At 63.5% G+C, this 13,788-nt stretch carries 14 protein-coding genes; 7 read left to right on the top strand and 7 right to left on the bottom strand.

What is annotated here, in order from left to right:
* Positions 1 to 6: 6 nt before the first annotated feature.
* Positions 7 to 807: a carboxypeptidase-like regulatory domain-containing protein gene (locus tag Q5H89_RS04850; RefSeq protein ID WP_305018172.1), complete on the bottom strand. Its 801-nt coding sequence runs from the start codon at positions 805 to 807 to the stop codon at positions 7 to 9.
* Between the two features lie 114 nt (positions 808 to 921).
* Between Q5H89_RS04850 and Q5H89_RS04845 the strand changes: the two genes are divergently transcribed.
* Positions 922 to 2,703 carry an amino acid permease gene (locus Q5H89_RS04845; protein ID WP_305018171.1) on the top strand — a complete coding sequence of 594 codons (1,782 nt, stop codon included), beginning with the start codon at positions 922 to 924 and terminating at the stop codon, positions 2,701 to 2,703.
* Between the two features lie 7 nt (positions 2,704 to 2,710).
* Here Q5H89_RS04845 and Q5H89_RS04840 read toward each other — a convergent pair whose 3' ends face one another.
* Complete coding sequence (locus tag Q5H89_RS04840; RefSeq protein ID WP_305018170.1) at positions 2,711 to 3,349, bottom strand: DUF1684 domain-containing protein; 639 nt, start codon at positions 3,347 to 3,349, stop codon at positions 2,711 to 2,713.
* Positions 3,350 to 3,437: 88 nt separating this feature from the next.
* Between Q5H89_RS04840 and Q5H89_RS04835 the strand changes: the two genes are divergently transcribed.
* Both Q5H89_RS04835 and Q5H89_RS04830 read left to right on the top strand, forming a co-directional pair.
* Complete coding sequence (locus tag Q5H89_RS04835) at positions 3,438 to 3,809, top strand: hypothetical protein (RefSeq protein WP_305018169.1); 372 nt, start codon at positions 3,438 to 3,440, stop codon at positions 3,807 to 3,809.
* Complete coding sequence (locus Q5H89_RS04830; protein ID WP_305018168.1) at positions 3,806 to 4,042, top strand: hypothetical protein; 237 nt, start codon at positions 3,806 to 3,808, stop codon at positions 4,040 to 4,042. Before Q5H89_RS04835 ends, Q5H89_RS04830 begins: the two co-directional genes overlap by 4 nt.
* Here the strand turns inward: Q5H89_RS04830 and Q5H89_RS04825 are convergent.
* On the bottom strand, positions 4,023 to 5,015 hold the full coding sequence (locus Q5H89_RS04825) for a DMT family transporter (RefSeq protein WP_305018167.1): 993 nt from the start codon (positions 5,013 to 5,015) through the stop codon (positions 4,023 to 4,025). The two genes, Q5H89_RS04830 and Q5H89_RS04825, sit on opposite strands and share 20 nt — an antisense overlap.
* A 91-nt stretch (positions 5,016 to 5,106) precedes the next feature.
* Between Q5H89_RS04825 and rpiA the strand changes: the two genes are divergently transcribed.
* Complete coding sequence (gene rpiA / locus Q5H89_RS04820; RefSeq protein WP_305018166.1) at positions 5,107 to 5,859, top strand: ribose-5-phosphate isomerase RpiA; 753 nt, start codon at positions 5,107 to 5,109, stop codon at positions 5,857 to 5,859.
* A gap of 152 nt (positions 5,860 to 6,011) precedes the next feature.
* Here rpiA and pgl read toward each other — a convergent pair whose 3' ends face one another.
* Genes pgl through gndA form a run of 3 tightly spaced genes read right to left on the bottom strand, consistent with a single transcriptional unit; the run spans position 6,012 to position 9,783 of the window.
* The gene (gene pgl / locus Q5H89_RS04815; protein WP_305018165.1) at positions 6,012 to 6,752 is read right to left on the bottom strand and encodes a 6-phosphogluconolactonase; all 741 of its coding nucleotides are present in this window, start codon (positions 6,750 to 6,752) and stop codon (positions 6,012 to 6,014) included.
* Entirely contained in the window at positions 6,739 to 8,253 is a 1,515-nt protein-coding gene (gene zwf, locus Q5H89_RS04810; RefSeq protein WP_305018164.1) for a glucose-6-phosphate dehydrogenase, read from the bottom strand. The genes pgl and zwf overlap by 14 nt, the downstream gene beginning before the upstream one ends.
* Positions 8,254 to 9,783, bottom strand: a complete 1,530-nt coding sequence (gene gndA, locus Q5H89_RS04805) for an NADP-dependent phosphogluconate dehydrogenase (RefSeq protein WP_305018163.1) — start codon at positions 9,781 to 9,783, stop codon at positions 8,254 to 8,256.
* Positions 9,784 to 9,926: 143 nt separating this feature from the next.
* On the opposite strand from gndA, the gene Q5H89_RS04800 reads away from it, so the two are divergent.
* A complete protein-coding gene (locus tag Q5H89_RS04800) occupies positions 9,927 to 10,367 on the top strand; it encodes a DUF4174 domain-containing protein (protein WP_305018457.1) in 441 nt (146 codons plus the stop codon).
* Between the two features lie 128 nt (positions 10,368 to 10,495).
* Here the strand turns inward: Q5H89_RS04800 and dusB are convergent, their stop codons facing one another.
* Positions 10,496 to 11,485, bottom strand: a complete 990-nt coding sequence (gene dusB, locus Q5H89_RS04795) for a tRNA dihydrouridine synthase DusB (RefSeq protein WP_305018162.1) — start codon at positions 11,483 to 11,485, stop codon at positions 10,496 to 10,498.
* 151 nt (positions 11,486 to 11,636) lie between these two features.
* Between dusB and Q5H89_RS04790 the strand changes: the two genes are divergently transcribed.
* The gene (locus Q5H89_RS04790) at positions 11,637 to 12,605 is read left to right on the top strand and encodes a CPBP family intramembrane glutamic endopeptidase (RefSeq protein WP_305018161.1); all 969 of its coding nucleotides are present in this window, start codon (positions 11,637 to 11,639) and stop codon (positions 12,603 to 12,605) included.
* Positions 12,606 to 12,647: 42 nt separating this feature from the next.
* Positions 12,648 to 13,637, top strand: coding sequence for a phosphatidate cytidylyltransferase (locus Q5H89_RS04785; RefSeq protein WP_305018160.1), 990 nt, complete (start codon positions 12,648 to 12,650; stop codon positions 13,635 to 13,637).
* Positions 13,638 to 13,788 lie beyond the last annotated feature (151 nt).

Below are 13,788 nucleotides of genomic sequence, written 5' to 3'. Positions count from 1 at the left end.
AAACTACTAGCCCGCTCGAAACGGCTTGGTAACCCAATACTTGCCCCAGTTGAAAAAGCGGCGCGGGTGCCAGGGCCAGGGCCGCTGCGAAACGCCTCCGATGACAATCACCTCGCCCATCAGCCCGTTCACATCAGTAGCCAGGGCAATGGCCAGCGGCTGGCTGCTGCCGGGCGCAAGCAGGCTCTCCTGCCCAACATAGCCCACAGAGCTAAAAGTGAGCACCGCCGGCGCCCCGCTAGCCGCCACCGTTAGCTCGAAGGCCCCATTGGCATCGGTCGAGGCGCCGGTAGTGGTGCCTTTCACGAGTACCGTAGCGCCCGGCACCCCTTCGTGCGTGGCGGCGTCCTGCACTACCCCGCGCACCGTAACTGCCTTGCCAGGAGCGGTTTCGGTGGCTGGCGGCGCGGCAGCGCGGCTAGGCTCAGTGGCGATTGCGTTGCTGGCGGGGCTGGCCGCGGGTAGCGGCTGGGGGCCAGCGTAGTAGCTGTTGCGCGCTTGCGCAGCCGCGCGGCCGGCGCCCAGCACGCTGCCCGCGGCCAGCACTGCCCCTAGCCAGGCGCGCCAGCGCGGCGCCGGGGCCGGCACCACCAGCGGCCGGCTCAGCTGGTCGGCCCGCAGGCGCCCGCAGGTTTCGCCGGCCGCCTGGCGCAGGGCAGCCAGGATTTCGGCGTCGGTTTTTTGGGTGAAGTCGACCACTGTTTTCCGGCAGGCGGCGCAGTGGCGGCCGGCGGCGGTGGGCATCATGGCGTCCCAGCGCTCGTGGCAGGGCTGCGGAATACGGACTAGGGTAGCACGTTGGGGCATAGCTCAGAAAAGCGAAGTGGTTTCTCTGCCGATGCCGCGCCGCGTCCGATTGCACACGGCCCGGCCGTATCTTGGCCGTTTACTAGTTTGCGCGCCCAATCTTCCCCTGGCCGAATGCCCCCCACTACTTCTTCACTCTTCCGCCGCAAGTCCATCGCGGCCATCCTAACCAACCCGCCCGCCGATGCCGAAGGCCACGGTGGCGGCGCCGCCGGCGGGCTAGCCCGCCACCTCACCGTGCGCGACCTCACGGGCCTCGGCATCGCGGCCATTATCGGGGCGGGTATTTTCAGCACCATCGGCCAGGCCAGCCTCAATGGCGGGCCGGCGGTATCGCTGCTGTTTGTGTTTACGGCGGTGGCCTGCGCGTTTTCGGCGCTGTGCTACGCGCAGTTTGCGGCTACCATTCCGGTCAGCGGTTCGGCCTATACCTACGCCTACACCTCGTTTGGCGAGCTAGCGGCCTGGATTATCGGCTGGGCGCTCATCATGGAATACGCGGTGGGCAACATCGTAGTAGCTATCTCGTGGAGCGACTATTTCACCGGCCTGCTCGATAGCGTGGGGCTGCACATTCCGCGCTGGCTCACCATGGGCACCCAGAGCGCGCATACCGGCTACCAGGCCGTAATGAGCCTGATGCAAAGCGGCCAGCCCCTGGCCGCCGCCACGCCCGCCCAGCTCGAAGCCTACTACGCCTGGGCCCAGGCGCCGGAGCTGTTTAATGGCCTGCGGCTGGTGGTCGATTTGCCCGCTTTCCTCATCACGGTGGCCATTACCGCGCTGGTGTACGTGGGCATCAAGGAAAGTAAAAATGCCAGCAACCTGCTGGTAGTGCTGAAGTTGATAATCGTGGCCGTGGTGATTGTGGTGGGCGCGTTCTACGTGAAGCCCGCCAACTGGTCGCCCTTCGCGCCCAACGGCATCGGCGGGGTGCTTAAGGGCGTGTCGGCCGTATTCTTCGCCTACATCGGCTTCGATGCCATCTCGACCACCGCCGAGGAGTGCAAAAACCCGCAGCGCGACTTGCCCAAGGCCATGATGTACGCGCTCATCATCTGCACGGTGCTCTACGTTATTATCACGCTGGTGCTCACCGGCATGGTGAGCTACAAAGAGCTGGGCGTGGGCGACCCGCTTTCCTTCGTGTTCGCCAAGGTAGGCCTCTCCAAGCTCTCGGCCCTGGTGGCTGTGAGCGCGGTGTTTGCCATGGCTTCGGTGCTGCTGGTGTTTCAGCTGGGCCAGCCGCGCATCTGGCTGACTATGAGCCGCGATGGCCTGCTGCCGCCCGTGTTTGCCCGGGTGCACCCCAAGTTCCACACGCCCTCGTTCAGCACCATCGTCACGGGTGTTTTCGTGGGCGTGCCGGCCTTGTTTCTGAACATGGACCTGGTGGTCGACCTCACGAGTATCGGCACGCTGTTCGCCTTTGCGCTTGTCTGCGGCGGCATTCTCATTATCGACCCCTACGGCCGCTCCGACGCCCGCTTCCGGGTGCCGTACCTCAACGGCCGCTGGCTGGTGCCGCTCATTCTGGTGGCGGCTATCTACTTGATAAAGACCTATAATGCAGTAGGCAACCACGAGTTCTGGCTCGACGCCACGGGGGCGCACGGCTGGCTGGTAACCGATGAGCTGACGGGCAAAGTAGTGGCCGGCTTCGCCCACCAGATTCCGACTATGGTGTTTATCCTGGCCTCGCTGGCCCTGGTGTTCGTCACGTTCCAGAAAAAGCTGTCGCTGCTGCCCGTGCTGGGCCTGCTCACTAACCTCTACCTGATGACGCAGCTGGGCATTAATAACTGGACGATGTTCCTGATTTGGCTGCTCATCGGGCTGGCCATCTACTTCACCTACGGGCACAAGCACTCGAAGCTGAACAAGGCAGCGGCCTAGCCAGCGGCTAATGGTCGCTTTGTACCCCGGCCGGAATGGCCACGGGCAGGCGGTTTTCGGCCGGTGGCACGGGGCAGGAATACGCCGGGCTGTAAGCGCACGACGGGTTGTAGGCGCAGTTGAAGTCGAGTAGCATCGTGTGTACGCCAGCTGGTGGCATCCGCAGGTCGAGGTAGCGCCCACCGCCGTAGCTGCCGTGGCCATTGGTGAGGTCGGTGAAGGGGATGAATAAGTAATCGGTGAAGCCCGGCTTGGTCATCAGGCTCAGGCTTTGGTACACGCTGAGAGTGAGCGGCCGGCCCGCTAGGGTAAAAAACACTTCGCCGTACTTGCGATACAGCGGCCGGCGAGGCGTACTGGTCATCATCTCAAATACCTGCGCCTTAGTGTCGCGCACAAGCTTGGCTACCACGCAGTAGCGGTAGCCAACGGGATAGTACGGCAATGTAGTAAAAGCCAGGCGCTCGGCGGCCGGCAGTGGCGACTCCTGGGGCGAGCGAAACTCCTGGTTCAGGTGCGCCTGAAACTTGGCTACCTGCTGCGCGTGGGCAGTTGAGTCGAGGCGTAATGGGGGCGCATTTTGGGCCAGGGCGCTGCTGCTGGCCAGTAGCAGGCCAGCCCCGGCCAGCATCCGAAAGAAAGACATAGTGCAAAGCTAGGGTGCCGCCTGGCTCGGCAGGGCACTTGGGCCATCTGGCCGGGCCAAGTCGTTGCTTCGCTTAGCTTTACTGGCTATGCTGCCCGCCGTCCGCCCCTTATTGCTTACGCTGCTGCTGGCTTTGCTGCCGCTGGCCCTGGGCTATTGGGTTAATGCCCACGCGCCACACCCGGCTGGCCGCGCCCACGCGGCGGCCTACTGCACCCGCTACTGCGCCCTGCACCACTGCACCCACGCCACGCGGGCCAACAGCCGGGCGTATTTCCTGCTGCGGCCGGTGTACGATGCTACCGTGCGGGCGCTGGCTTCGGGTGGGCGGGGCTGGTACGTGGCCACCAACATTGCGGTGTATCTGGGGTTGCTGCCGCTGCTGCTGGGCTGGCTCACCTACGGCGCGTTGCGCAACGCGCGCACCATTCGCCAATTACGAAACGCGCCCCGCTTATGAAGTCGCTCCTGCACTTTATGGCGCACGTAGGGCACCTGGCGTACTGGTACTGCGTCGATTTTATGGTGAACCTGGCCAATCGCACGCACACCTCTTATCCCGAGGCCAATACCTGGGTGCTGCTACTGCTGTTGCCCGCGCTGCTGGCCCTGCTGGTAGGAGTGCGGATTTGGCAGGCCCTGCTGCTCTACCGCCTTCGCCGCCGGCTGCCGGCTACCGTGCCCGGTGAATGATAAACACCCCGCCCAGAATAACAGCCATGCCCAGAGCGTGCCACAGGTTAAACGCCTCGCCGTCGAGGGCCCCTAGGCCCAGCGCCACAATCGGAATAAGGTAGGTGCTGGACGAGGCAAACAGCGCCGTGGAGCGCTGAATCAGCATGTTGAACAGCACCGTGGCTACCGCCGTGCTCATGGTGGCTAGCAGTGCAATGTAGCCAAAGGCCGGCCACGCGCCCGGCACTGTGGCCAGCTTGTGCACAAAGCCGGTGCCCAGCAGCAGAAAAGCCAGCGCCGGCCCCCCAACAAGCAGCAGCAGCAGTGAAGTAACGGCCACCGGCGTGAGGCCCTGCAAGCGGTGCTTTATTACGTTCACGCTGAGGCCGTAGCCAATGGTGGCCAGCACAATGTAGCCGCCGTACCAGGCATTGCCTGCGCTCCCGGCCGGGGTGCTGGCTTCGGCGCCGCTGCCGCCCAGCAGTAGCATCACCACCGTGCCCAGCAGCCCTAGCGCTATGCCCAGCACCCGCAGCCCCGTGAGGCGCTGCCCAAACAGCAGCGCCCCCACCAGCAGCACAAACACCGCCGTAAGCGCATTGAGCACGCCCGCCAGCCCCGAGGCCAGCCGCGTTTCGGCATACGCGAATAAGAAAGCCGGGATGAGCGTGCCCACCGTGCCGCTGAGGGCCAGCCACTTGAGGCGGCTGCGCTCGACGCGGCCAATCTCGCGCAGCGCAAACGGCAGCAGCAGCAGCGCCGCCACGCTCACGCGGGTGGCGCCCAGCTCCAGGGCCGAAAACACCACCAGCCCCTTCTTCATCAAGATAAACGAGGTGCCCCAAATGAGCGACAGCACTCCTAGCAGCCCCCAGGCCGCAGCGGGTGGCGCCGGGCTGGCCACGCCTACCTCGGGCGCGGCCGACACGGCGGGCGCACTGGCATCCTGGGAGGTGGCAACTGGGGAGTGGGGCAGGGTAGGAGCGGGCATCGGGCAAAATTACGCCCGGCGGCGGCCGGCTGGGCGGCCTGTAGCGGCGGGCGCGCCGTAACATTGCCCTCGGTTTTCATTTCTTCGCCTCATGTCCGCTAGCCCCACGCCCGCCCTCTCGCCCCAGGAACTCGAAAAACAACAGGCTGCCGCCGCCGCCGTGCGCTGGGTGCGCGATGGCATGGTGCTGGGCCTGGGCACCGGCACCACTTCGGCTCACTTCATCCGGCAGCTGGGCGAAAAGGTGCAGCAGGGCCTGAAAGTACAGGGCACCGCCACCTCAGTGGCTAGCGAGGCGCTGGCCCGCCAGCTAGGTATTCCGCTGCTGGAGCCGCGCCGGGGCCTCACTTTCGACCTGGCCGTGGATGGGGCCGATGAGCTTGATAGCCAGCTGCGCCTCATCAAGGGTGGGGGCGGGGCGCTGCTGCGCGAAAAAACCATCGAAACGGCGTCGCGCTACCTGCTCGTCATTGCCGATTCCAGCAAGGTGGTGCCGGTGCTGGGCCGCTTCCCGCTGCCCCTCGAAGTGGTGCCCTTTGCCCTGCCCTGGGTGCTCGATGCGGTAGAAAAGCTGGGCGGCGCGCCCGTGCTGCGCACGCAAAAGGACGACCCCGCCAGCCCCGTGTATTCCGACCAGCGCAACTTCCTGGTTGATTGCCACTTCAGCCAGATTCCGGATGCCGAGGGGCTAGCCCACCAACTTAAAACCATCCCCGGTATCGTAGAGCACGGCCTGTTTATGGGCCTGGCCAAAGCGGCCGTGGTTATCCAGGGCGGCGTGGCGCAGGTGCTCAAGCCCGGCCAGGCGGCCCGCCCGGCCGCCGAGTTTGACGAACTGCCATAAAATCATCTACTTACAGACGAATACGGTCGTCATGCTGAGCTTGCCGAAGCATCTTGCTCGCACCGCTAGGGCTGATAACCCCAACGATTCGAACAAGATGCTTCGGCAAGCTCAGCATGACGACCGTATTCGTTTGGTCGGAATAGTAAGGCCTAGCGTTTGAGACCTGAAGCCGCGGGCTCATCCAGAAACCAATCGACGGGCTGGCCCGCCAGCGCAATGAGCTGCGCCGGGTACTGGTCTACGTCGCGCGGCAGCTCCAGAATCTGATGCACGGCTTCGGCCTTGCCGGCGCCATATACCAAAAAGGCCACGGCCCGCGCCTGGTTGATGAGCGGCGCCGTGAAGGTGATGCGGAATACCTGCTCCACGGGCAGCCATACTTCCTTCACCCCCACCGCTTTATCATGCAGCACGGGCGTGTTGGGGAAAAGTGAGGCCGTGTGCGCGTTATCGCCCAGGCCCAGCAGCACGAGGTCGAAGCGGGCTTCCTGCTCCCCAAAAAACTCCTCCACATCCACCCCGTACTGCGCGGCCGCCTCGGCGGGGGCTAGCCGGGTGTCGACGGCAAAAACCTGGGCCGGGCGAATGCCCAGCGGGTCGAACAAGGCCTTTTTGGCCATCAGGTAGTTGCTGTCGGGCGAGGTCTGGGGCACGTTGCGCTCGTCGCCAAAAAAGAAGTAAATCTTATCCCAGTCCACCAACTCGTGGTAGGCCGGTGAGGCCAGCAGCTCGTACAGTTTCTTGGGCGAGCTGCCGCCCGACAGCGCCACTACAAAGCGGCCCCGCGCCACCACGGCCTGGCCGGCCTGGGCCACAAAGTAGTCGGCCAGGGCCCCTAGCACCGCGTCGGCGGTGGCAAAAACGTGCAAATTGAAGCTACTTCTTTCCATTGAGCGGCAAGGTAAACCAATGAAAGCCATCCTTCGCCACTAGGGCCTCAGCATCCTCAGGGCCCCACGAGTCGGCCGAGTAGTTGGGGAAATTCTGGCTGATGCGATTCTGCCACGAGGTCAGAATGGGCATCACCAAGTCCCAGGCCTCCTCCACCTGGTCGCCGCGCATAAACAGCGTCTGGTCGCCGAGCATCACGTCAAGCAATAGCGTTTCGTAGGCCTCGGGCGCCTGGTTGTTGTAGGTGCCTTTGTAGTCAAACACCATGTCCACGGTGTTCAGCATCATGTCCACGCCGGGGCGCTTGGCCTGCACTTGCAGCCGGATGCTCATCTCAGGCTGAATGCTAATAATGAGCCGGTTCTGGCGCATCGTCTCGGCCGTTTCGGGCGAAAAAATGAAGTGCGGCACATCCTTGAACTGGATGGTGATAACCGAGGCCGAGCGGTGCAGCCGCTTGCCGGTGCGCAGGTAAAACGGCACGCCCTGCCAGCGCCAGTTGTCCACAAAAAACTTCACCGCCGCGAAGGTTTCGGTGTTCGACTCGGGGTTGGCGCCGGGCTCCTCGCGGTAGCCGGGCACCTTGGTGCCTTCCAGCCAGCCAGTGCCGTACTGGCCGCGCACGGCCTGCTCGCGCACGGTTTCGGGCGTGAAGCGGCGCATGGCGCGCAGCACATCCACCTTGCGGTCGCGCACTTCCTCGGCCGTGAAGCGCACGGGCGGCTCCATGGCCACAATGCACAGCAGCTGCAAGAGGTGGTTCTGAATCATGTCGCGTAGCGCGCCCGAGCCATCGTAGTAGCCCGTGCGCTCGCCCACGCCCAGGTTTTCGGTCACCGAAATCTGCACGTGCTCGATGTGCTCGCGGTTCCAGAGCGGCTCCATAATGGCGTTCGCAAAGCGGAAGGCCATGATATTCTGCACCGTTTCCTTGCCCAGGTAATGGTCGATGCGATAAATCTGCTTTTCCTGGAAGATGCGGCCTAGCAGCGCGTTCAGCTCCCTGGCCGACTCCAGGTCGTGGCCAAAGGGCTTTTCGATGACGATGCGCGTGCGCTCGGCGTCTTCTGTCAGGCCGGCTTTAGCCAGGTTTTCGGCAATGATGGGAAAGAAATTCGGCGCCACCGCCAGATAGTAGATAACGTTGGCGGGCGCCTGCCACTCCTCTTCCAGGCTTTTGATGAGCTTAGCGAATTCCTGGTAGGTGGTGGCATCCTGCACGTCGGCGGCCTGGTAGCGCACGTGCGGACCGAAGCCGGCCCACTTATCGTCGGCCACCTTGCCGGTGCGCGAGAACTCGTTGATGTCCTTGAGCATCCGGCCCTGAAACTCCTCATCGGTGAGCTTGGTGCGGCCCGTGCCCACCAGGGCAAAGTGCTCGGGCAGCCAGCCTTCGAGGTAGAGGTTGTAGAGGGCCGGCGCCAACTTGCGGGCGTTGAGGTCGCCGGTGCCGCCAAAAATGACGAAGATGGTCGGCTGCGATTTGAGCTGCGTGTTCATTTAGGCTTGGGGGGTAGTGGGCTCCTCGTCCGTTTGCTTGTTGCCGGCCACTGGCGGAGTAGCGGGCGGCTGGTTGGCGGCCGTGCCGGCCGGCGCCTCGGGCTTGCTGCGCATGCCCGTCCACTGGGTGTGGAAAACGCCTTCTTTGCCAATGAGTTCGTAGGTGTGCGCGCCAAAGTAATCGCGCTGCGCCTGAATGAGGTTGGAAGGCAGGCGCCCCGTGCGGAAGGCATCAAAGTACCCTAGCGCCGAGGTGTAGGCCGGCACCGGCAGGCCCGCCGTTACGGCCGCCGCGATAATGGCCCGCGAGCCGCCTGCGCTGCCCTGCACCAGCTTCTGCACGTTGCCGTCGAGCAGCAGGTGGGCTAGCTGGTTGTTGCCCTCGTAGGCATTGTATATGTCGTTGAGGAACGTGGAGCGAATAATGCAGCCACCGCGCCAGATTTTGGCAATGGTAGCCAGCTGCAAGTCGTACTTAAACTCCTCCGAGGCCCTGGCCAGCATATGCATGCCCTGGGCGTAGGCCATTATCATGCTGAAATAGAAGGCGTTTTCGAGCTGCGCCAGAATTTCTTCCTTGTTGCCAGCCAGCGGGCCGGCGGCGGGGCCGTATTGCTGGGCCAGCTGCTCGCGCAGCTGCTTGTACTTCGACAAGTCGCGCATCGACACGGCCGAGTCTACGGTGGGCAGGGGCGCCTGCAGGTCCATTGCTACCTGTGAGGTCCACTTGCCGGTGCCCTTAGCGCGGGCCTCATCCTTGATATCGTCGAGCAGCAGGTGGTCGGTATCGGGGGCGTTGAAGGCAAAAATATCTTTCGTAATGTCGAGCAGGAAGGATTGCAAACGGCCCTCGTTCCACTTGGTAAACACCTGGCCGATAGCGGCATTGTCCATGCCCAGCCCGGTTTTGAGCAAGCCGTAAGTTTCGGCAATCAGCTCCATCAGGCCGTACTCGATGCCGTTGTGCACCATTTTCACGAAGTGGCCGGCCGCGCCGGGGCCCATCCAAGCCACGCAGGGCGCGCCATCTACCTTAGCGGCAATGGCTTCAAAGACCGGCTGCATAGTTTTGTAGGCGTCTTTGTCGCCACCGGGCATCATGCTGGGGCCAAAGCGGGCGCCTTCCTCGCCGCCGCTCACGCCCATGCCGAAGAAGTGCAGGCCTTTGGCATCCAGCTCCTTATCACGGCGCTCGGTGTCGAGGTAATACGAGTTGCCGCCGTCGATAAGAATATCGCCGGGGGCTAGCAGCGGCACCATGTCGGCAATTACGCTGTCGACGATGGCGCCCGCGGGCACCAGCATCATAATGGCGCGGGGCGTTTTGATGCTCTGCACGAAGGCTTTAGGGTCAGTAAAGCCCTTCACGGGCTTGCCCTGGCCTTCCTGGCCTAGCAGGTCTACCTGCTTCTGGTTTTTATCGTAGCCAGCCACTGCGAAGCCGTGGTCGGCCATATTCAGGAGCAGGTTGCGGCCCATCGTGCCGAGGCCAATCATGCCGAATGCGTAGTCCGTGGGGGTGTCGCTCATCGTGCGAAAGAAAAGGAGTGAATGCGCAAAGGAAGGCTATACGCGGAAATGGCCGCCGGGCTGCCCTGAATGTTGGGTGAAGCTCCGTTTGGCCGCGCGTAGCTCGGTTAGCGTAAGCAGCTTTCACCCTCCTTGGTTTGAAAATGACCGTTTCGCACTGGCTATTTCGCGGGCTAGCCACGCTGGGGCTGCTGGCGCTGCTGGCCGCCCAGCCCGCCCCCGGCCCCGACCTGGCGCGCACACTGCGGGCTAGCCGCTGGCAGCACCGGCTGCTGCTCGTGGGCGCGCCCACGGCCAGCCAGGCCGATTTTCAGCGTCAGAAAGCCTTGTTGGCTGAGGCCGAAGAAGGCCTGGCCGCCCGCGATTTCAAGGTTATCGAAGTACTCTACGACCGGCTCTCGCCCGCCGACCGCCAGTGCTGGACGCAGCAGCTGGGCCAGCCCCTGGCCGGCTTTCGCGTGCTATTCATTGGTAAAGACGGCGGCGTGAAGCGCACCGAAACCCAGCCGCTAGCCCCGGCCAGCCTCTTCGGCACCGTGGATAAAATGCCCATGCGTCGCCAGGAAATGCGCGGCAAAAAGTAGAGATTTAATGAAAAGACTGTCATGCTGAACGCAGTGAAGCATCTCTACCGCACCGTTTAACGGCCCGACCAAGATGCTTCACTGCGTTCAGCATGACAGCCTTTTTTACTGCCGATGCGGGTTGTCGGCTAGCCTACCAGCACGGCGTCGCTGGCCGCGATTTCCTCCAGAATGGCGTAGACTTCAGCGCCATTCTCGGCATCGACCAGGCGGGTGCGCCACTGCTTGGCGCCTTCCAGGCCGCGGAAATAGTGGGCATAGTGCCGGCGCATCTCGAAGATGCCAGCCTTGGGGCCTTTCCACTCCAGGCTTTTGTCGAAGTGCATTTTGCACATGGCAATGCGCTCTTCCAGCGTGGGCGGGGCTAGCCGCTGGCCGGTGGCCACGAAGTGTTTCACCTCCCGAAAAATCCAGGGGTAGCCGATGGCGGCGCGGCCAATCATGACGCCATCCACGCCGTAGCGGGTTTTGTATTCGAGCGCCTTCTCGGGCGAGTCGATGTCGCCGTTGCCGAAAATCGGGATTTTGATGCGCGGGTTTTCCTTGATTTTGGCAATGAGGCGCCAGTCGGCCTCTCCTTTGTAGAGTTGCACGCGGGTGCGGCCGTGCACAGTAAGTGCCTCAATGCCTACGTCTTGCAGGCGCTCGGCTACTTCCTCCACGTTCAGGGTGCTTTCGTCCCAGCCCAGGCGGGTTTTCACGGTCACAGGCAGATGGGTGTTTTTGACCACGGCGGCGGTCATGGCTACCATCTTCGGAACGTCGCGCAGCAGGGCCGCGCCCGCGCCGCGCAGGGCCACCTGCTTCACCGGGCAGCCGTAGTTGATGTCGATGAGGTCGGGCCCGGCCTCGGTGCTGATGGCTGCGCACTCGCCCATCGTCTCCACATCGGAGCCGAACAGCTGAATGCCGATAGGCCGCTCGTAGTCAAATACATCCAGCTTCTGGCGGCTCTTGGCCGCCGCGCGTATCAGGCCCTCCGAGGAAATGAACTCGGTGTACATGAGGTCGGCGCCGTTGGCCTTGCACACGGCCCGGAAAGGCGGGTCGCTCACGTCCTCCATCGGGGCTAGCAGCAGCGGGAAGTCGGGCAGTTGGATGTTGCGAATAGTGACCACGGATTTAACAGATTTAACGGATTGCACAGATTCGATGGGTGGCCGCCGGAGCCGGCGCGCTGGCGGCCATTGCCCGCACGCCGCCAGGGGCGGTGCTACTCAGCCAGAATTTATTGCGCAAATTTACATCCCCTTGAACACCCCCGCCCTTATGAAAGGTTTAGTGCCCCGCTCTGTGCACCCCGCCGTGCAACTGCTCATGCTGCTGGGGCTGGCCGTGGCGGGGCTATGCCTGGCCGCCCTGCTGGCGCTGGTCCTGGTTAGTGCCTTGTATGGCGTCTCGATGCTGCAATTCAGCAGCCTGGCGGCAATGCCCGACCAATACCCGCATGGCTGGGATGCGCTCATGCTGTACCAAGGCTTGGTGCTGGCGGGGGCGGGGGCCGGCGCGCTGCTGCTGCCGCGCCTGCTGGGGCAGTCGGCAGCCAGCTATTTTTCGCCGCGCCGGCTAGGGGCGGCGTGGTGGCTGGGGGCGGCCGGGTTGGTCATTATCTGCTCGGTGCCCTTTTTGTCGGCCCTGGTTAGTTGGAATGCCAGCGCGCATTTCCCCGGTGCCCTACACGGCTTCGAGCTGTGGGCCCGCGACAAGGAAGACCAAGCCGCCGGCCTCACCAAATTTCTCACCGATTTCAACTCGCCCGGCCGGCTGCTGGTGGGCCTCCTCGTCATCGCCATCGTGCCAGCCGTGGCCGAAGAGCTGGTGTTTCGGGGCGGTGTGCAGCGTTGCCTGGTGGCGTGGTTCGGGTCGCGGCACGTGGGCGTGTGGCTGGCGGCGGCCATCTTTTCGGCCATTCACGTGCAGTTTTTTGGGTTTGTGCCGCGCTTCGTGCTAGGGCTGGTGTTGGGGTATTTGTATGAGTGGAGCGGCAATATTGTGGTGTCGATGGCCGCGCACTTCACCCAGAACGCCTTTCAGCTCGTGCTGCTTTACCTGGCGCAGGGCAAGCACCTGCCCAGCTCTTTCGACCCCGATGCTACCCAAGCGTTGCCCTGGCCGGCCGTGCTGGCGTCGGCCGTGCTCACGGCTGGCCTGCTCTACTGGCTGCACCAGCGCTGGGCGGCCAGCCCACCCGCCGCCCCGCTCAGTGCCGCGCTGCCCGGCGAGCGGGCGCTGCACTAACTTTTCCACGCCGGGCCGCCCGGCCCCAAACCCCGCTCTGATTTGAACCCAGCCACTACCCCTTCGCCCTTCCCTGACCCGGCCGCGCCCAAAGGCCCCAGCAACCTGCGCCTGCGCGTGATTTGGGGTGCCCTTGCGGCGGCCCTGCTCATCGGCTGCACCTTCGGTGGACCCCTCTCATTCGCAGTGTTTTTTGCGGCCGTGCAGGCAGTTATCCTGAAGGAATTTTACCGCATAATGCGGGCTAGCGAAGCTAAACCAGCGTTTTGGCTCGGCATTGTAGTGGGGCTGCTCATCTTTCTGGCTGTCAATTTTGTAGTGGGCTATACGGTGTATGCGGAGCTATTTGGCTGGCCCACGGGCTGGACTGTCTACCCTCCTTTATCTGTCCTGCCGCAGGAGATTCCTGGCCAACCCACCGGGTGGCCTAAGGTATTTACGACAGTACTCTCGGCCCCCGTGTGGCTCGGCAGCGCGCTGGTGCTACTGGTGCTGCTAGTGCTGCGTGAAATATTGCTATGGCCCCATAATGGCCAACCCGGCAGCAACATTGGCGCTACCGTCACCGGCCTGCTCTACGTCAGCCTGCCAATGGCCATGTTGAGCGTAATAGCCTACGGCTCGGGCCGTTTCGAGCCGGGCCGCGTGTTCTGCCTTATTTTCTTCGTGTGGGCGGCGGATACCGGAGCCTACTTCGCGGGCAAAAACTTCGGCAAGCACAAGCTGGCGCCCAGCATTTCGCCCGGCAAAACCTGGGAGGGCTGGGCCGGAGGCGCGGCGCTCACCCTAGTGGTAGGCTGGGCCGCCGGCCATTTCCTGCCCGATATTCCGTTGAGCCACCGGCTGGTGGCGGCCGGCGTAGTAGCCGTATTCGGCCCGCTCGGCGACCTGGCCGAATCGATGCTCAAGCGTAGCGCGGGGGTGAAGGATTCGGGTACCTTTTTGCCCGGCCACGGCGGCCTGCTCGACCGCTTCGACGCCTTTTTGCTGGTGCTGCCGGTGCTGGCGCTGCTGCAAGTGCTGCTAGGGTAAGCGCAAGCCAGAAGCGGGGAAGGCAGCGCGAGGAAGTATGCCAATGGTAATTCTTCATGCCCCCTTCCCGGTTCCTGCTTCGCTGTAGCCGTACCTTTGCGGCGCTTTTTCGTAAGCGCACTCCTCTTTCCTTCCCACCCACCCCTCACCC

This window comes from Hymenobacter cheonanensis (assembly GCF_030581075.1).
In the GTDB taxonomy this organism is placed as follows: domain Bacteria; phylum Bacteroidota; class Bacteroidia; order Cytophagales; family Hymenobacteraceae; genus Hymenobacter.
The sequence above is the reverse complement of the archived record's forward strand: the minus strand, read 5'-3'. Positions and strand labels throughout refer to the sequence as shown.